This is a genomic window from Phyllobacterium zundukense (assembly GCF_002764115.1).
Classification (GTDB): domain Bacteria; phylum Pseudomonadota; class Alphaproteobacteria; order Rhizobiales; family Rhizobiaceae; genus Phyllobacterium; species Phyllobacterium zundukense.
The window spans coordinates 1,259,107-1,277,958 of the sequence record NZ_CP017940.1 but is presented as its reverse complement, the minus strand read 5'-3'; the positions used below and the strand labels follow the sequence as shown (position 1 = coordinate 1,277,958).

Genomic DNA, 18,852 nt, shown 5'->3' with positions numbered 1-18,852 from the left:
GTCCATCAGAACAAGATCAGGGTTTCGGCTGAGCCGGAGCTTCAGGCGTGGCCGGAGCCGGCGCGGGGGCTGTCGCCGCAGCTGCTGCAACAACCTTTTCAGCGACCGCCTGGGCCAAGTCGCGCGCAATACCGCGCTGCCAGATGCTTGCCGCCTTCATCACTTCGCGCGTGACGATCGGGCCCTCCGACAACAGTTTCTTGCCTGCAGGGGATGTATAGAAACCGGTGATGGCATTCAGCTCTTCTTCCGTGAAAGATACGGCATAAGCGCGGGCGGCTTCATTTTCGAGATCGCCGCGGCGCGATGCGAGTGCCAGTGCCTGTTCATCGACCGTCGAGCTGATGATCGCTTCCAGATTGGGATCCTTCTGGATCAATTCGCCCTTCAATTGCAGCGCCACAGTTGGCAGGATCGAGTCGAACTGATCGGTTGTCCTGATCGCCGTAACGGCAGCTCGTGCGGCCGCCAGATGCGATGGGGTGATTTCCTGCGCTTGCGCAGAATAGAGGCCGCCCAGCATGACTGCGACAGACAAAGGTGCAATCAAGCGGCGGAAGCCAGTTGCTCGGTTCATGGATTTATCGCTCCGTTTTCGACGTTGTTAGTGTTCGGATACCGTCAGCACCAGCCAAAATGGCCACGCGCGCCAGTCCCAGAAAAAGTCCATGCTCCACAACGCCGGGAATGGCGTGCAAAGCGTCCGATAAAGCTCTTGTATCCGGAATGCGGCCAAAAGATGCATCCAGGATCAAATGCCCGCCGTCTGTAACAAATGCTTCGGTGCCCGTCATCCTCATTGTGATGGGGCCTGCAAGTCCAAGTCTGATTGCTGCTTGTTCAATGGCCAACTTCGTGGCCGCAAGGCCAAACCGGTTGACTTCGATCGGCAGTGGAAATGCGCCGAGTGTTTCCACGAGCTTTGACTCGTCTGCAATCACGATCATTTCAGTTGAAGCCGCCGCGACGATCTTTTCGCGCAGCAAGGCGCCGCCACCGCCCTTGATCAGCGCAAGCTGCGGATCAACCTCATCGGCTCCATCGATCGTCAGATCAAGTGCGGGTGTTTCCTCAAGTGTCGTGAGCTTGACCCCCAATTCCAGGCAAAGCGCTGCCGTACGCTCGGAAGTTGGCACGCCGATAACATTCAATCCGGATGCGACCCTGACCGCAAGCAGCCGCACAAACTCTTCCGCGGTCGATCCCGTTCCGATACCGAGGCGCATGCCGTCCCTGACATAGGTCAGTGCTTCGGCAGCAGCTTTGATTTTCAACGTTCTGGCATCCATGGGTGGGTGCGCCCTCTTGTAGCTTTGACTCAACATCACTTTGACTTGACACTGGGCTCCCTAACACGTCAGGCACTCGGGTCAAGGCTCGTTGCTTGATTTAACGCCGACCTTATACTTGAGTATCGATAGACCGCATATGCAACCGGCGAAATTCCGCCCCGACTCCACAGGAATAATGATGTCCAAACCAATCGTCGTTTTTGATCTTGATGGAACTCTGGTGGATACCGCGCCTGATCTTCTTGATAGCCTTAATCATTGTCTCGATGCGGCAGGAATGCAAAAGGTCGACCCCGTCGCGCTGCGCCGCTATGTAGGGCAAGGCGGCCGTGTGATGATTGAACGTGCCTTCGAGGCACAGCAAAAGCTCCTTGGACCGGAACAGCTCAATTGGCTTGTCGATGTCTTCATCGAACATTACAGCGCACATATGCCCGGCCATTCAGCGCTCTACGAGGGCGCTGAAAAGGCTATGGATGACCTCTCAAACGCCGGTTATCTTCTTGCAGTGTGCACGAACAAATTCGAAGGTCTTTCCATCAATCTGTTGACTGGTCTCGGCCAGTCGTCTCGTTTCAGCGCGATTTGCGGCTCAGACACATTCTCTTTTCGCAAACCCGACCCGCGCCATTTGATTGAAACGATCAAGAAGGCTGGCGGCGACCCGGAACGTGCCGTCATGATTGGCGACAGCCGCACGGATATCGACACGGCAAAAGCCGCGGGGATTCCGGTCATAGCGGTCGATTTCGGTTATTCGGACCATCCGGTCGCAAGCTACGATCCAAGCCGGGTTATTTCACACTATCGTGAGTTGAAGGTCGAACTCGCCGACCATTTGATAGGTGCGGTGAATGCTTGACACTATCCAGTAACTCAAAGGTGATCTGGAACAAAAGCGACAATTGCGCGTTGTTCACTCGACTGATGCCACGCCATTTTGGCTTACCATCTGATGTTTCTTTTTACTCTTACATTGAATGCCAGGCATGTAGCCTCGGGATTTCAGGAGGAAATATGAGAAAGCTCACTTCAGTACTGGCAGCACTAGCGATGTCGGTCGGTTCGATGTCTGCGGGCACGATCCCCGGTTATGCTGCGCCACTGGTGCCGTTGTCCGTTGAAACACCATCCAACATTCAAATGGTCAATGAAGACGCTCGCGTCATCAGACGCTTTCCGCGTGGCGGAAATCGTGAATGGCGTGGTGATCGTGGCTGGCGCGGTGACAATGGCTGGCGTGGTGATCGTGGCTGGCGCGGCGACCGTGGCTATTACCGCGGTGACGGATACAGGTACAATGGATATCGCGGCTACCGTTACTATCGACCCGGATATCGGCGTTACAACGATGCATGGTTCCCGCTTGCCGCATTTGCCGGTGGATTGATCATCGGTAATGCGATCAGCCGGCCGGCTCCCGTTTATCGCACCAGCGGTTCCCATACAGAATGGTGCTATAATCGTTACCGGTCATACCGGGCCTATGACAATACCTACCAGCCTTATGGCGGCCCGCGCCGTCAGTGCTACTCACCCTATCGGTGAGTTAAGCCGACCGTGATTTGCTTCAAGGAGCCCGGTACATCCGATACCGGGCTTCTCTGTATTCAAGCCTCTTTCCCACCAAAAGCGCCCATGCATTAGACGAAATCCCGTTGGATTTGCCTTAATCGCATTACCGTTGCACAAAATTTGAGCGAAACTGACGACTGCGCCATAAACAGCGGAATGTGCTTGCTTTTTTTTCCGAACCCGCTTGAATGACACTTGTGTGAAGGGGGTTATGAGTGAAGCCATTTGATGAGATGATCGAAACCGGCGGTCAGGTACGCCCGCCATATGGACAGTTAAAGTGCTGGCTTGATACCCAGAACCCCGAGCGGTTGGCGCAAAAGGCGCTCGATGCAGAAAATGTCTTCCGCAAGACCGGCATTACCTTCGCCGTCTATGGTGATGAGGAAGCTGCAGAACGCCTCATTCCCTTCGACATAATTCCCCGCATTATTACTGGAAACGAGTGGCGCCGCCTGTCGCAGGGCATCGAGCAGCGCGTGATGGCCCTCAATGCGTTTCTTGATGATATTTATCATCGTCAGGAGATCATTCGGGCGGGCCGCATTCCACGCGAGCTTTTCACCCACAATGATGCCTATTTGCCGGAAATGGTCGGGTTTCGCCCGCCAGGCAATGTCTATACCCACATCATCGGAGTGGACATCGTAAGGACTGAAGAAAACCAGTTCTATGTCCTTGAAGATAATGCGCGCACACCGTCGGGCGTTTCCTACATGCTGGAAAACCGCGAAACGATGATGCAGCTGTTTCCCGAACTCTTCCAGCAGATCAAGGTTCGCCCTGTCGAGACATATCCGAAGCTGCTGCGTCAATCGCTTGCAGCAGTTGCACCTCCGGGGTGCAAAGGTACGCCCACAATCGCGGTCCTCACTCCGGGGATCTATAACTCCGCCTATTTCGAGCACGCATTTCTCGCGGATCAGATGGGTGTCGAGCTCGTCGAAGGTAGCGATCTGAAGGTCGAAAACGGCAAAGTGGTCATGCGAACCACAGAGGGAAATCGTGCCATTGACGTGCTCTACAGGCGTGTTGACGATTCCTTCCTCGATCCCCTCACCTTCCGCCGCGATTCAGCATTAGGGGTCGCCGGGATCATGGATGTGTATCGCTCCGGCAATATCACCATCGCCAATGCTCCCGGCACCGGTATCGCCGACGACAAGGCGCTTTATTCGTATATGCCGGAAATCGTCGAGTTCTATACCGGGCGCAAGGCGATTTTGGAGAATGTTCCGACGCATCGCTGCTCCGAACCCGACACACTCAAGTATGTCCTTGAGAACCTTGCCGATCTCGTCGTCAAGGAAGTCCACGGATCAGGCGGTTATGGCATGCTGGTGGGTCCTGCTGCCTCGAAGAAGGAGTGCGAGGCTTTCGCACTCAAGTTGAAGGCCAATCCGAAGAATTACATTGCTCAACCAACGCTGGCCCTGTCGACAACGCCGATCATGACCGAAAAGGGTCTGGCGCCGCGCCATGTCGATCTGCGGCCGTTCGTTCTTGTTTCGGATCGCATCCGCATCACGCCTGGCGGATTGACCCGCGTGGCATTGAAGGAGGGCTCGCTCGTCGTCAACTCCAGTCAGGGAGGGGGGACGAAGGACACCTGGGTTCTGGACGACTAGACCGATTTGAGGGGAATGAGGGCTGCCAAAGACGGCTCCAGAAATACAAAGAGGGATAACACCGAAAAATGCTTCTTGGCCGAACCGCAAATGGTCTCTACTGGATGTTCCGCTATATAGAGCGGGCAGAGAATATGGCGCGCCTGATTGATGCCGGTTTGCGCATGGCCTTGACAAAAACGTCCGATGCCCCGGAAGAATGGTCATCCGTTTTGATGAGCGCGGGTGTCAAGATCGGCTACGACAACAAGTACAAGGAATATAATGCCAGCCTGGTGTCTGATTTCCTGCTGCGCGATCTCGGTAATCCGTCGAGTGTCATGTCTTGCGTTGAAACAGCCCGCTCGAATGCACGCATGGTGCGCACGGCGCTGACGCGCGAAGCATGGGAAAGTGTCAACGAGACGTGGATGATCCTCAAATCCACGCTGGCGCAGCAAATTCCAGAAACCGACCTTCCGCGCGTCCTCGACCAGATCAAGCGCGAAACCGCGATCATTCGCGGTGCCTTTCACGGGACGATGCTGCGCAACGAGATTTTCAACTTCGCGCGCATCGGTACCTTCATCGAGCGGGCGGACAATACAGCCCGCATTCTCGACGTAAAATATTACGTGCTGCTTCCGTCGATTTCCTATGTCGGCACGACGCTGGACAATTTTCAATGGGAATCGATCCTGCGTTCTGTTTCCGCGCATCGCTCCTATCGCTGGGTCTATGATGTTGAATACAACCCCGTGAACATAGCGGATTACCTGATCCTCAATTCCCGCATGCCGCGGTCGCTTAATTTCTGCTATTCAAATATCGTTGATAATCTGAAATATCTTGCCAATGATTACGGCAAACGGCACGAATGCCATGACATGTCCGAAGGCATTATGAAACGGCTCGAAGACAATGAGATCCGGACCATCTTTGACAATGGTCTGCATGAGTTTCTGAGTGATCTCATTTATCAAACGAACAGCTTGAGCAGCAAGATTGCTGAAGCCTACAATTTCGATTGAAGATCATGCTCCTGAACATCCAGCACAATTCCCACTATCGGTACGACGCTCCGGTGCATTATTCGGTGCTGCGCTTGCGCATGCATCCGCAGAGCAGCCCCGGCCAAAAGATCATCGATTGGGCGGTAACGGTCGAAGGAGCAAAGCAGGAGGCAAGCTACCGCGACGGCTATGGCAATCGCACCATGCTGATAAGCCTTGAACGCGATGTGCAGGAACTCGTCGTTCGTGCTGAAGGACAGGTTGAAACCGAGGATCGGACCGGTGTCCTCGGCAAAGTCTATAATTTCATGCCAATCTGGCTCTATGAGCGCGAGACCGAGCTGACGAAACCCGGCGATGCAATCCGCGAATTGGCAGCAAGCCTTCAGGTCAGATCCGACAAGCTTGCGGTCATGCATGATTTGATGGGCCTGTTGCATCAGAAGGTTGTCTACACACCCGGCTCTACTAATATCCTGACGACCGCCGAAGAGGCATTGGTCAATGGCAAGGGTGTCTGTCAGGACCACACCCACATCTTCCTTTCGGTGGCGCGTCTTCTGAACATCCCTGCCCGCTATGTGTCCGGCTATCTCATGCTGACGAATACGATCGAACAGACGGCAAGCCACGCCTGGGCGGAAGCCCATATTGATGGGCTTGGCTGGGTGGGATTCGATGCGGCCAACGATATTTGCCCGAATGAAGGCTATGTGCGCGTTGCTTGTGGCCTCGACTATCGCGAAGCAGCGCCGATTTCTGGAATACGCTTTGGACCCGGCATTGAATCACTTGCCGTGGAAGTCAATGTAGAGCAGTAATCGGGGCTGACTATTCGGATTTGGGATTCGCTATGACCTACTGTGTAGGCCTTAAACTGGACCGTGGCCTTGTGTTCATGTCTGACACAAGAACCAACGCTGGTGTCGACAACATCTCGACATTCAAGAAAATGTACACGTGGGCCAAGACTGGCGATCGCGTCATTACGCTGCTTTCCGCCGGCAATCTTGCAACGACACAAGCCGTCATCAGCATCCTGAACGAACGGACAAAAACACCCTCCGAACGGTCGCCGTCGATCTATGACATGCCGTCGATGTTCCAGACGGCTCGGCTTGTCGGCGATACCATAAGGCATGTCATCGAAGAGGTGGATTCGGGTGGACAACGTGCCGATTCATTTGGCGCATCGATCATCCTCGGCGGTCAGATCAAAGGTGGCGATCCGCGTCTCTTTCTGATCTACCCAGAGGGCAACTTCATTGAATCGACGCCCGACACACCCTTTTTCCAGATCGGCGAACATAAGTACGGCAAGCCGATCATCGTCCGTTCCTATGATCCAGCAATGACGTTTGAAGAGGCTACCAAGCTCTTGCTGGTGTCCTTCGATTCAACTCTGAAATCCAACCTGTCAGTGGGTTTGCCGCTCGATCTGCAATTCTATCAATCAGACAGTCTCAAGCTCGGATTCGAGAAGCGGATCGAACGCCACGATCCCTACTACGAAATCATTTCCGAAGGCTGGTCCCAGGCTTTGAAACTGGCATTTCAAAGCCTGCCACCATTCGAGATAGAGCCGAGAAGCTAAATCTAGAGCCTTGCCGTCTGTGCAGCCTGGACATTGCCCTGCCGTATCGCCCGCGTCTTGACGATTGCTTTCTCAAGATAAGCGTCACGCTGATAGACATCGTCGTAGTAGTGGATGTCGCCCGTCATTGCGTCGGGCCAGGCGGTGAAATAGGACACGTAGACGGGCAATTGTTCTTTCACCCTGACACTGCGCTCGTTCTTGCCGAAATACTGTTTCAGATCTTCCACAGGAACACCAAGCACGGCCGCAGCCATATCGCGTGGACGCTCCAGGCGAATACAGCCATGGCTCAAGGCACGCATGTCCCGCTTGAAGTAGGATTTGGCGGGGGTGTCATGCATGTAAATGTCATGGCTGTTCGGGAACAAAATCTTCAGTTCGCCCAGCGCATTGTCGAGGCTTGGTTTCTGACGAATGCCGACACCGCCGCCATTGGCGGCCACCTGCGACCAGTTCACCGAGCTTGACGGCACCACACGGCCGGTTTTGTCATAGACCTCGTAGCCGCTGTTCTCGAGATAAGACGGGTTGCCAAGGATTTTCGGCATCATCTCGTTGAGGATAATCGAACGCGGAACACCCCAGGATGGATTGAAGACAACCGTTTCGATCGTATCGTCGAAGAAGTAGGTCTGGTTGGTCGGCGATCCGATGACAATGTTCATCGCCAGCTTTTCAGCGTTATCATCGAAGTACTGCGCCCGGTAGGCAGGCTGATTGATGAAAACGTAACGCTTGCCGAAATCATGCGGCAGCCAGCGCAAGCGCTCCATGGAATAGAGAATGCGATCACGCCTGGACGCGGTCGTTTCGCCCTGCAGCGCACTGATTGTGTTGCTGCCAATGACGCCATCGGCCTTGCGCCCCTGTGCCGTCTGGAAGTCCTTGATGGCTTCGACGAGGCTGTCGTCATAGACATCAGAACTTTCATGCGCTTGCAGAATAGCCTCATGCGTCGCCAGATAATCCTTGGGCGCCTTTGCCTTGATCAAAGCCACCACGTTGCGGATTTCCGGATTCTGGTCACCAGGACGAATCTTGGTACCGACAGCAACGCGTATGACGGGTTCATTGGTATCGCCAATCTCATGCAGGTTCTGCTTGAGTTCCGTGTACCATTTGTTTTGCGGCGCGAATGCAAGGAGCATGGCGCTTGGGTCGTTGGACGAAGCGAGCTGATCGATCACTTCGCGGGGCTTGACGCGGCCAACAGCAATATCGTGGAATCCGCTCAGACGGTTTGGATTGATGCGGCCCTCGCCCTGATCCATTGCATAACGCAGCGCACGCGCCGACATCATCAGTTCGAATTCCGAAAGTTCCTTCAACCGTGCAGGAATATTGGAACGGTCGTAATCATCGCTCGGCAACGGGACCGCATAATCTCCAGGGTCGAGCCCCTCCTCGGCAGCTTTTGCGAAAAGCGCCGCAACGGCCTTGGCCTTTGGCGTTACGTCATACGATGCCGTCCAGATCGGTCGCTGCTTCGTGGCGTAATAGGAAACGATGGCGTCGGCGATTTCCTTCTCAGCCAGGACATGCGCGTCCTTCAGATGATCGATCTTGAGCCCGAACTGTTCCATCTGCGGAGGCGACGCGACGCCATGGTCGGCAGACGCGGTGAGCTGTGGATCAACCTTGGCAAAATCGACTTGAACCAGTGCTTCCGGCTTGTAGTCGTAATTCGTTGGCGCCGTTACTGTTACGCGCTTGATCGGTCCGGATGGGCGTTTCGCATACTCTCCGCCAACCGGTTCGTTTGGCCGCAATTGGCCATTCTGATTGACGGGCTTGGAGTCGACACGGCGGTTACCGAACAACAGCTCCATCAAATTGTTGGCAGCCGAAGCAGACGTCATGGATACGGCTGTCGCCGACAACATGGCCGCCAAAAAGATCGCACGTTTTTTAGAAAAGGAGTTCATGATTTCCGCCCGGAAGGTACTGTCTTGCCCACGGGTGAACATGGGCCATGGATTTGGTGTGTGGCCAGTTTCATCGCATCCTATTTAGATTCTTTTAACAATGCCCCGCGCCCCACTGATTATTCTCCGGCGGCACTATTTTAAGCGGTGTGCCGATTTCGACACATTTATCGCAATCCATCCATAGAAGGGATCGATGCAAGGCATAACCACTTGATTAATAAGACTTTTACAAGGATAACGCTCAGTGAGATCGCCGCGGAGCAAATGGCTCGCGGCTCAAGCCCTTATCTGCCAGTTCATCGAGATAGGCCTGCCAACGTGTGTCCATGTTGCGGCCGAGATCGATCAGATAGTCCCAGCTGAACAGGCCGGTGTCATGCATGTCATCGAAGATAATGCGTACCGCATAATTGCCGACGGGTTCCATCCTGGCGATCTCGACATTGATCTTGCCGGGGACAGTCACGCGCTGTTCGGGCGAATGGCCCTGCACTTCCGCCGACGGTGAAGCAACCCGCAGGAGTTCCGCGGTCAAAGTATAGGTTTCGCCATTGTCGAAGGCGATCGTCAACGACCGCCGGTCCTTGCTTACACGCAGTTCTTTCGGCCAGGCATTGGTCATGGTGGACACTCCTCACAATCGACCCTTCTCTAGGCACGGCGGGTAAAGGCTGCAAGCGAATCCTCTCGTAGAACGTTCAATATTCGAGCGAAATGTCGCAGCACCAATGCAGACACACTTGCCCGGATGACTGGACAAGTCACTGGCAGCATCCTATCTCTTCAGGAGGAGGAAGTCCTTGGACCACGTAGCGTTGCTCGACAGAACAGCATTCCAGACACCGATGATCGATCCGTTCGGGCGGACGATCAGCTATCTGCGCGTTTCCGTGACGGATCGTTGCGATTTCCGCTGCACCTATTGCATGTCGGAACACATGACGTTCCTGCCGAAAAAGGATTTGCTGACGCTCGAGGAGCTGGACCGCCTCTGCACTGCATTCATCGAGAAGGGTGTGAAAAAACTGCGTCTTACCGGCGGCGAGCCGCTCGTACGCAGGAACATCATGCACCTGATTGGCGAACTGTCGCGCCATCTGCAATCCGGCGCCCTCGAAGAGCTGACGCTCACCACCAATGGCTCCCAATTGGCACGCTACGCCCACGAACTGGCTGGCCACGGCGTCAAGCGCATCAATGTGTCGCTCGATACGCTGGACCCCGACAAATTCCATGCAATTACCCGCTGGGGCGATTTCAACCGCGTCATGGAAGGCATCGATGCGGCACAGCAGGCTGGTCTCAAGATCAAGCTGAATGCTGTCGCGCTCAAGGGCTTCAACGACCACGAGATACCCGAAATGATCCGCTGGGCCCATGGTCGCGGCATGGATCTGACGCTGATCGAGACCATGCCGATGGGCGAAATTGATCTCGACCGCACAGACCAGTATCTACCGCTCTCATTGCTGCGGGCCAAGCTCGGCGAAGAATTCACGCTCGAAGATATTGCCTACAAGACGGGCGGCCCCGCCCGCTATGTCGAGGTCAAGGAGACTGGCGGACGTGTCGGCTTCATCACGCCGATGACGCATAATTTCTGCGAAAGTTGCAATCGCGTACGCCTGACCTGCACCGGCACACTTTACATGTGTCTCGGCCAGGAAGATGCGGCCGACCTGCGAGAACCTCTGCGGGCATCCGAAGGCAACGAGCTCTTGAACGATGCCATCGACGAAGCCATTGGCCGCAAGCCCAAGGGTCATGATTTCATCATCGACCGCCGCCACAATCGCCCAGCGGTATCCCGGCACATGAGCGTTACCGGCGGATAAACTTACTTCCCGGCTCCCCAATATTCCGAATGCGTTGAACGGCGCAGGTTGATATATCAACCTATGCGATTCTGGAGGAGAATCGCTGCACCCATTTGGAATGACGATCTTGGCGCTATCCCCCAATCTGCGTGGCAGTTTGTTCATGGCTATCGGCATGGCGAGCTTCACCTTCAATGATGCGACGGTAAAGTTCGTCGCCGAGCACATGAATATGGGCCAGGTGATGCTCGTACGCGGATCGATCGCCACCATACTGATCCTTGCACTCGCCTGGCACCAAGGTATGTTGATACCGTTGCGCGAAGCTCTGCACAAAATGACAATTCTGCGGGTTATCGGCGAAGTGGTCGGAACGGTCAGCTTTCTTGTCGCTCTTGTCCATGTTCCCCTCGCTCTGACATCGGCGATCCTGCAGGCCCTGCCTCTGGTCGTTACCATGGGCGCGGCGATGTTCTTCGGCGAGCCCGTGGGCTGGCGGCGCTGGATCGCGATCATTATCGGTTTTTCCGGGGTGCTCATCATCGTGCGACCCGGCAATGAGGGTGTAAGCCCCTATATTTTCCTGATTGTCATCACAGTCGTTTTTGCCGCGCTACGCGATCTCGCAACACGTAAAGTGCCCAGAACCATTCCCGTTCTGATGATCTCGGCGTTGACATCGGCCGGCGTTTCCCTGGCCGGAGTGGCGATGATCGGTCCGCTTGGTGGCTGGACGCCGATGACCTTGACAAACACCCTGCTTCTGACGCTTGCGGCCTGCTGCGTCATCGTCGCTTACCACTTCATCATTCTCGCCATGCGTGAGGGCGAGATCTCGTTCGTTGCGCCTTTCCGCTACACCAGTCTGATCTGGGCAATCCTGCTCGGATTTCTGTTCTTTGGCGATTTGCCGGACATTCCGATGATCATAGGCTCCATCATCGTCATTGGCAGCGGGCTTTATACGCTCTACCGTGAGCGTATCGTCGACCGAATGAAGCCGGTGGCGATCGCGGCGGCAGCGGCAACAACTTCACCGGATGGAGTGTGAATGTGCGAATTGCGGGCATAATACTGGCGGGTGGACAATCCCGCCGGATGGATGGGCAGGACAAGGCAATGCTGCCCTTCGGCGATCGACGCCTGATCGACCATGTGCACGAACGCCTATCGCGCCAGATCGAGATCATCGCGTTGAACAGCAACGGCGATCCCGGGCAATTCTCGAATTTGCGCGTGCCGGTGATCCCTGACGACATTAGCGGCTTTGCCGGGCCGCTCGCCGGTATTCTGGCGGCAATGGAATGGGCCAACAATCAGGCCACGCCTTTCTCGCACATCCTGACCGTGGCGATCGACACGCCCTTTTTCCCCGATGACCTTGTCCATACACTTCGCCGCTCCATTGCCGAAGCACCTGGCCATATCGGCGTCGCTGCGTCCGGAGACAGGCTTCATCCGGTATTCGGCCTCTGGCCGGTCTTTCTCAAAACAGATCTTCGCCATTGGTTGAGCGATGATAAAAATCGCCGCGTCATTGCCTGGATCGAAGGCCACCCACATAAAATTGCGGAATTTCCCATTGTGACAACGCATTCGGGCACGCTGTTCGATCCATTCTTCAATATCAATACGCCGCAGGATATTGCCGACGCCCGGCAAAGATGGATCACAACGAAATGACATCCGCCACGCATCACATATTCGGTATCACTGGCTGGAAAAATTCGGGCAAGACCACCCTCACCGTCAAACTCGTGAATGAACTGACACGGCGGGGCTGGAAAGTATCGACGATCAAGCATGCCCATCACGATTTCGATATCGACAAGGAGGGTACGGATTCGTGGCGTCACAGGAAGGCCGGTGCGGGTGAAGTCGCCATTGTTTCGGATCAACGCTGGGCGCTTATGCATGAGCTGGCAGAGGAAGGAGAGCCCTCGCTTGCTGAGATCATTGCCCGCTTTGCACCTTGTGATCTTGTGCTCGTCGAAGGCTATAAGCGTGAGCATCACAAGAAGATTGAGACCAGAAGACTGGAAGGTCGGTCCGGAGAACGCTTGACGCTGAACGACCCGGCGATTGTAGCCATTGCAAGCGACCATCCCATCGCCGGGGAGCACATTCCCGTCTATGACCTCGACGATATACCTGGACTGGCTGATCTGATTGAGCGTGAAACCGGCCTTCGCGACAGGCGTGTCAGAAAATGACGTTTCAACCCGAACGTGCGCAACAAAAGTATAAGGTCAAAAACATTAATGTGATTTTGCCCTTTAGATTCGTTCGGCGACGCACGATTCCCGGTTGCATTTGGCTGAAAACTAGTGGGAATATCCGCGTAGGAGCAGTAAAAAACTGCGACTTGCCCGGAAGGCTGTCCAAAAGAACAGGGGAACAGCCGGGCCATAAAAGAGAGGTTCAAATAAATGCGTATCAACAAGCGTCTCGCACTCGCGATTTCCGCTGCAGCCCTGGCCTTTACCATGGGTGTGGCTCACGCAGAGGACGCCCTTAAGCTGACAATCGCTTCCGAAGGTGCCTACCCGCCGTTCAATAATCTGACGCCAGATGGCAAGCTGGAAGGCTTCGACATCGATATCGGCAAGGCTCTGTGCGAAGAGATGAAGGCAGAATGCACCTTCGTAACCCAGGATTGGGACGGCATGATCCCGGCTCTGCAGGCTGGCAAATTCGACGCAATCATCGCGTCGATGTCGATCACTCCGGAACGTCTGGAGAAGGTCGATTTCTCGAAGAAGTACTACAACACTCCACCTGCCATCGTGGTACCGAAGGATTCCGACATCAAGGACATCACTCCGGAAGCACTAAAGGGCAAGACCCTTGGCGTTCAGGCTTCCACCAGCCACTCGAACTTTGCCGAGGCCAAATATAGCGGCTCCGAAATCAAGATGTATCCAACGGCTGACGAGTACAAACTCGAAATGGCCAACGGTCGTATCGACGCTGCAATGGACGACGTGATCGTGCTCGGCCAGTGGCTCGACAGCGAGGCCGGTGCATGCTGCAAGCTCCTTGGAACCATCGAGCCTGATGTCAAGATTCATGGCCCAGGCGCCGGCGTGACTGTGAAGAAGGGCAATACTGCCCTCGCAGATAAGTTCAGCACCGCTATTGCAGCGATCCGCAAGAACGGGAAGTACAAGGAAATCAACGACAAGTACTTCAAGATCGACGTTTACGGCGGCGAGGATTGAGCCGACCGCGCTGACTTGATAAGAAATGTAGATGGCGGCGAGCCGCCATCTACGCCATGAACTTCGAAAAATGACGGGCTGGCTCGAAAAAGAGCCTGGGGAATAGCCCGCAAGACACGAAAGTTGCCTATGGAAGGCTCAATAGCGTTACTTGGTTTTGGCGAAGGCGGATGGGGCCCAAGCATTGCCAGCGGTGTTCTCGTTACGGTCAGTTTGGCACTTGCAACGCTGCCACTCGGGCTGGCGATCGGCTTTTTTGTCGCTCTCGGCAAGCAGTCTTCCGAACCGTCTGTCAAGCTTGCTGCAAACATGTACACGACGATATTCCGTGGTTTGCCTGAACTGCTCACCCTGTTCCTGGTCTATTTCGGCGGGCAGATCGGTATCCAGATGCTGGGCCAGATGCTTGGCTATACCGGGACTATCGAGATCAATTCATTCATCGCCGGCATGTTCGCGATGGGCACTGTATTTTCTTCCTATGCCAGTGAAGTGTTTCTCTCGGCTTTTCGCGCCATCCCAAAGGGCCAGTACGAAGGCGGCTACGCCATTGGCCTATCCAACGGTCAGACAATGCGCAAGGTCATCCTGCCGCAACTGATCCGCATAGCACTTCCCGGCCTGGGCAATCTCTGGATGATCCTGCTCAAGGACACAGCGCTCGTCTCAGCGATCGGACTTGCCGACATATTGCGCCAGACCTCCGTTGCTGCCCGCGTGACCAAACACGCCTTCCTGTTCTACGGCACGGCTTGCATGATTTATCTCGCGCTTGCCATCCTTTCATCCTTCGTCATCGATGGCATTGATCGTTGGGCGGCCAAAAGCGGGGCAAAGCGATGACCGAGAGCTTCATCAACGCGCGGACACCGACAGTTTTGCGCCCGCCCGCACCGCCAAAACGCTGGACCCGATCACGCGTGATCGGTCACATTCTCGTTGGTATCTGGGCTGCTCTCATCCTTGGTCTGCTGCTCTATCTTTACAGTGCCTGGAATATCGAGCTCGTAAAGAAGTATGGCCCTACGTATCTGTCTGGCCTCGGAACCACGATCACCCTTGTCGGTAGTTCGATCATTCTCGGCGCGGTGCTGTCGGTTCCGGTCGTATTGGGCCGCTTGAGCAAGAGCAGCATCATTTCGACGATTGCCTATTTCTACGTCTATTTCTTCCGTGGGACGCCGTTGATTGCCCAGGTATTCCTGATTTATTACGGCGTCGGCTCATTCAACAAAGAACTCCAGTCAATTGGGTTGTGGGTCCTGTTCCGTGAAGCCTGGTTTTGTGCCCTGCTGGCGTTTGCCCTCAACACCGCAGCCTATCAGGCTGAGATCTTGCGGGGTGCCATCCGCAGCGTTTCATTGGGGCAATGGGAAGGAGCAGCCTCGCTCGGAATTCCAAAATTCGTCACCTTCTGGAAGATCATCCTGCCGCAAGCTTTGATCGTGGCATTGCGACCCTATGGCAATGAAGTTATCCTGATGATCAAAGGCTCTGCAATCGTCGCCTTGATTTCGGTCTATGACCTCATGGGTTATACAAAGCTGGCCTATTCACGCACATTTGACTTCCAGACCTACCTATGGACGGCAATCATTTACCTGGTCCTGGTGGAAATACTGCGGCATCTATGGGATTGGATGGAGCGCCGCATTACGCGCCACCTGATTCGCTAGAAAATCCACCGAAAAGAGAATCTGAACCATGCTGAAGATCTGGGGCCGGACAAACTCGACCAACGTTAAGAAGGTACTCTGGGCTGCGGAAGAAGTCGGCGTCCCCTACGAGAACATTCCAGCTGGAGGCGCATTCGGCATCGTATCCGATCCCGAATATCGTGCGAAGAATCCGAATGGGCTGGTTCCAACGCTGGAAGACAAAGACCTGGTGCTTTGGGAAAGCAACACCATCGTCCGCTACCTTGCCGCACAGTATGGTCAATCGACGCTCCATATCGAGGATGCCGGAGCAAGGGCCAAGGCTGAAAGGTGGATGGACTGGGCAACGTCCACGCTCGCTACCCCGTTCCGCGACGTCTTCTGGAATGTTGTGCGTCTCACACCCGACAAGCAGGATCATGCGGCCAAGGAAAAGGGCATTCAAGACTGCGGCAGGCTATTTGCCATTGTCGACGCTGCACTCGCCTCGCAGCCTTTCCTATCCGGCCCAAAATTCGGTGTAGGCGACATCCCGCTCGGTTGCTTCGCCTATGCCTGGTTCGAAATGCCGATCGATCGGCCAGATCACCCGCATCTTGCCGCCTGGTACGAGCGCCTTAAAGAGCGCCCGGCATATCAAAAGTCAGTGATGGTCCCCCTCACCTGAGCGGCATCTGCTTACCTAATTTTTCGGCTTAAGGCGCCACACCCCGAGCAGGCCTTCCTCATAGGCCTTCTCATCAGTTGGAATTGTGATCGCTTCGGTATCCGCCCATTTCTGCGCGAAATCCCGGTAATTGGACGAGAAGACATTTCCCGATTGGCCCGTGGTCTGGATATAGGTCGAGCGGTCGAGACTGGCGAGATCGAACAGGCCGCGATAGCTGGTGCCATGGGTTACCCGGTAAGGATTGCTTTCGTCGGTAAACGACGATTTTCCTCGATCAAGACTGAAGGCGCCGCCGGATGCAGGCACGGTGACATTGAACAAACGATCGAGCGGGCTGACTTGGGAAAACGGCCGGTGCGCGCCATAGGCATAGTGCAGCGCGCCCCAGTTCCATTTTGATCGGTCAGAGCCCATACGCGTATCGAGATCCTTGACCGCGTCGCCAAGAGCCAGTGCAAGGATGTCGCCGCAACTCTCCTTCTCCGGCGTGCGACCATCGTCGCACCAGTTGCGAGCCGGCGTCGGACCGAGCCAGCGCAACATGGCATCGACATGCCCCTGCCAGAAGGATGGGAAGGCATCACCGAGATCATCTTCAAGGATGCGCTTCATTGCCATCCTGAGCCATGCATTGAAAAGCAAAGGCTCGATGCGTGCGCGGTCCTCGACAAAATCCCACCCGCTCAATTGCGTGATGATGCCCTGGTCCACATCGCCTCTTCCTTCGACCAGCTTGAGCATGACCGGCAACAAGGCCGCATAGGCATTGTCGTAAGCATCGCCCTGTACCTTGCGATTGGTTCCCATCGTCTGCTGGTTTGCACCATAGACCAATGTCTTGATCCGCTCGAACCGCCAGGGTTCATCCCAATCGAAGGTGAGGAAATGCGGGTAACTTGAATCGACGATCTTGGTGTTGGCGGTCGCCAGAACACTATCGGCAGGATTATAGACGCGTGGCAGTTCCTCGTACGGAATAAAGCCCTTCCAATCGTAGGTCGCGTCCCAACCCGGCGACGGGGCGCGGCCCATGATCTGATTGGCGGGGTCACGCATTGGAACCCGCCCCGGCGCGATCATGCCGATGTTCCCATCCACATCGGCAATGACGATCGACTGCATCGGCGTCACGAATTCGCGCATGCCATTCTGGTAATCCAGCACGCTGGCAAAATCCCAGAGCTTCAGGCCTGCCGAAATCGTTGTATCGTCACCAGCCAAGGCGGTCCAGGACAGTGATGCAACTGCGCCCTCTGGAAGGTAGTGGTCAAGCCCGCGATAATCGGCAGGCAAGACCGGGCCGTGCCGCGTGACCAGGCGCTCGAAATTGACGGTGTCGCCGCCTTTAACCCTGATCGCTACACTCTTCTTCTCGAAAGGCTGGAAACCCTCCGGCGTCTGATATTCGTTGGGATTGGCAGGATTGATCCTTTCGACGAAGATGTCCTGAACGTCTGAACCGGTATTGGTAAATCCCCAAGCGACTCTGTCGTTTCGACCCAGCAACACGAGCGGCGCTCCGGGCAACGTCACGCCGACAAGGTTCTTCGATGAACCATCTGCATTTTTCACTTGCAGGTGCGCAAGATACCAGATGGCAGGTGCCGACAGTCCAAGGTGCGGATCATTGGCGAGAATGGGTTTTCCGGTCTCGGTCCGAGTACCGCCGATGACCCAATTGTTCGACGCACCGGTGGACATGATTTCGTTCAGCGACGCAAATTGCCTTTCGGCCTCAAGTGCTCCGGTCTTGATTGTGCCGCTAGACAATCCAAGCGCCTGCCTCAAATCCGGCAAGGGCGGTGGAGTATCGCCGGCCACAGGCGGTTGAAGATCCGCGATCTCCGCATCATTCATGCCAAGACGGGCAAACTTCAAGCGCAAGACTTCGTCGTCGATATTGGCGGCAAGGGACACCGACATCAGTTTCAACGTCACGATTACATCGGCAGCGGTCCATTTTTCCGGCGAATGGCCGAGGATGACGAATTCCGGCGAATATTTGGAGCCGAAAACCGGGGCGGCGCTGTCAATGAATGCGTTGATTCCGCGCACATAGGAGTCGATCTTCTTGCGGTCCGCATCATTGAGCGCCGCAACGGAGCTTTCCGCCGATTCGTAGAGGCCGATTGAGCGGATGAAACGGTCGGTGAAGATAGTCTTGTCACCGAAAAGCTCGGACAGGCGGCCCTGCCCGGCCATCCGGTTCACTTCCATCTGCCAGAGGCGCTCCTGGGCATGCACAAAGCCAAGGGCCATCAGAACGTCATCAACCGAATTGCCACTGATGTGCGGAACGGCATTCTTATCGCGGGTGATCGTCACCGGTGCGGAAAGATCCGCCAGCACCATATCGCCGGTTGCGGGCGCGACCGAGCGTGCAAGCCAGACGTAACCAAGAACTGAGGCAAGTAGTGCTATGGGGATGAGGGAAAAAACAATCCACAATAGGCCTTTGATGATCCGCCGCATTG

At 55.3% G+C, this 18,852-nt stretch carries 19 protein-coding genes; 14 read left to right on the top strand and 5 right to left on the bottom strand.

Annotation, left to right across the window (positions count from 1 at the left end; genetic code table 11):
* Positions 1-16: 16 nt before the first annotated feature.
* Positions 17-577 carry a DUF2059 domain-containing protein gene (locus BLM14_RS06240; RefSeq protein ID WP_099998586.1) on the bottom strand — a complete coding sequence of 187 codons (561 nt, stop codon included), beginning with the start codon at positions 575-577 and terminating at the stop codon, positions 17-19.
* Between the two features lie 4 nt (positions 578-581).
* The gene (gene rpiA, locus BLM14_RS06235; RefSeq protein ID WP_099998585.1) at positions 582-1,289 is read right to left on the bottom strand and encodes a ribose-5-phosphate isomerase RpiA; all 708 of its coding nucleotides are present in this window, start codon (positions 1,287-1,289) and stop codon (positions 582-584) included.
* A gap of 181 nt (positions 1,290-1,470) precedes the next feature.
* Here rpiA and BLM14_RS06230 point away from each other — a divergent pair, with 181 nt between their 5' ends.
* The 6 genes from BLM14_RS06230 to BLM14_RS06205 all read left to right on the top strand — a co-directional run bounded on the left by BLM14_RS06230 (position 1,471) and on the right by BLM14_RS06205 (position 7,081).
* Positions 1,471-2,154, top strand: coding sequence for an HAD family hydrolase (locus BLM14_RS06230; RefSeq protein ID WP_099998584.1), 684 nt, complete (start codon positions 1,471-1,473; stop codon positions 2,152-2,154).
* 155 nt (positions 2,155-2,309) lie between these two features.
* A complete protein-coding gene (locus BLM14_RS06225) occupies positions 2,310-2,840 on the top strand; it encodes a BA14K family protein (RefSeq protein ID WP_099998583.1) in 531 nt (176 codons plus the stop codon).
* Between the two features lie 242 nt (positions 2,841-3,082).
* Positions 3,083-4,495: a circularly permuted type 2 ATP-grasp protein gene (locus BLM14_RS06220; protein WP_099998582.1), complete on the top strand. Its 1,413-nt coding sequence runs from the start codon at positions 3,083-3,085 to the stop codon at positions 4,493-4,495.
* Between the two features lie 68 nt (positions 4,496-4,563).
* Positions 4,564-5,505 (top strand): alpha-E domain-containing protein, encoded by a 942-nt coding sequence (locus BLM14_RS06215; protein WP_099998581.1) that lies wholly within the window; start codon positions 4,564-4,566, stop codon positions 5,503-5,505.
* 5 nt (positions 5,506-5,510) lie between these two features.
* Positions 5,511-6,308: a transglutaminase family protein gene (locus tag BLM14_RS06210; RefSeq protein WP_100001063.1), complete on the top strand. Its 798-nt coding sequence runs from the start codon at positions 5,511-5,513 to the stop codon at positions 6,306-6,308.
* A gap of 32 nt (positions 6,309-6,340) precedes the next feature.
* Positions 6,341-7,081 carry a proteasome-type protease gene (locus tag BLM14_RS06205; RefSeq protein WP_099998580.1) on the top strand — a complete coding sequence of 247 codons (741 nt, stop codon included), beginning with the start codon at positions 6,341-6,343 and terminating at the stop codon, positions 7,079-7,081.
* Between the two features lie 2 nt (positions 7,082-7,083).
* On the opposite strand, the gene BLM14_RS06200 is transcribed toward BLM14_RS06205, so the two are convergent.
* Complete coding sequence (locus BLM14_RS06200) at positions 7,084-9,009, bottom strand: L,D-transpeptidase family protein (RefSeq protein ID WP_100001062.1); 1,926 nt, start codon at positions 9,007-9,009, stop codon at positions 7,084-7,086.
* Between the two features lie 244 nt (positions 9,010-9,253).
* Complete coding sequence (locus tag BLM14_RS06195; protein WP_099998579.1) at positions 9,254-9,634, bottom strand: gamma-butyrobetaine hydroxylase family protein; 381 nt, start codon at positions 9,632-9,634, stop codon at positions 9,254-9,256.
* A gap of 223 nt (positions 9,635-9,857) precedes the next feature.
* Here BLM14_RS06195 and moaA point away from each other — a divergent pair, with 223 nt between their 5' ends.
* The 8 genes from moaA (at position 9,858) to BLM14_RS06155 (ending at position 16,375) form a co-directional block, all read left to right on the top strand.
* The gene (moaA, locus tag BLM14_RS06190) at positions 9,858-10,847 is read left to right on the top strand and encodes a GTP 3',8-cyclase MoaA (protein ID WP_237143523.1); all 990 of its coding nucleotides are present in this window, start codon (positions 9,858-9,860) and stop codon (positions 10,845-10,847) included.
* 109 nt (positions 10,848-10,956) lie between these two features.
* Positions 10,957-11,880 carry a DMT family transporter gene (locus tag BLM14_RS06185; protein WP_162293139.1) on the top strand — a complete coding sequence of 308 codons (924 nt, stop codon included), beginning with the start codon at positions 10,957-10,959 and terminating at the stop codon, positions 11,878-11,880.
* 2 nt (positions 11,881-11,882) lie between these two features.
* Positions 11,883-12,512, top strand: a complete 630-nt coding sequence (mobA, locus tag BLM14_RS06180; RefSeq protein WP_237143472.1) for a molybdenum cofactor guanylyltransferase MobA — start codon at positions 11,883-11,885, stop codon at positions 12,510-12,512.
* A complete protein-coding gene (gene mobB / locus BLM14_RS06175) occupies positions 12,509-13,042 on the top strand; it encodes a molybdopterin-guanine dinucleotide biosynthesis protein B (RefSeq protein WP_100001060.1) in 534 nt (177 codons plus the stop codon). Before mobA ends, mobB begins: the two co-directional genes overlap by 4 nt.
* Positions 13,043-13,258: 216 nt before the next feature.
* Positions 13,259-14,050, top strand: a complete 792-nt coding sequence (locus BLM14_RS06170; RefSeq protein WP_099998576.1) for an ABC transporter substrate-binding protein — start codon at positions 13,259-13,261, stop codon at positions 14,048-14,050.
* Between the two features lie 129 nt (positions 14,051-14,179).
* Complete coding sequence (locus tag BLM14_RS06165; protein ID WP_099998575.1) at positions 14,180-14,893, top strand: ABC transporter permease; 714 nt, start codon at positions 14,180-14,182, stop codon at positions 14,891-14,893.
* On the top strand, positions 14,890-15,726 hold the full coding sequence (locus BLM14_RS06160; protein ID WP_099998574.1) for an ABC transporter permease: 837 nt from the start codon (positions 14,890-14,892) through the stop codon (positions 15,724-15,726). Before BLM14_RS06165 ends, BLM14_RS06160 begins: the two co-directional genes overlap by 4 nt.
* Before the next feature lie 28 nt (positions 15,727-15,754).
* A complete protein-coding gene (locus BLM14_RS06155) occupies positions 15,755-16,375 on the top strand; it encodes a glutathione S-transferase family protein (protein ID WP_099998573.1) in 621 nt (206 codons plus the stop codon).
* 15 nt (positions 16,376-16,390) lie between these two features.
* Here BLM14_RS06155 and BLM14_RS06150 read toward each other — a convergent pair whose 3' ends face one another.
* Positions 16,391-18,850 (bottom strand): penicillin acylase family protein, encoded by a 2,460-nt coding sequence (locus BLM14_RS06150; RefSeq protein WP_099998572.1) that lies wholly within the window; start codon positions 18,848-18,850, stop codon positions 16,391-16,393.
* Positions 18,851-18,852 lie beyond the last annotated feature (2 nt).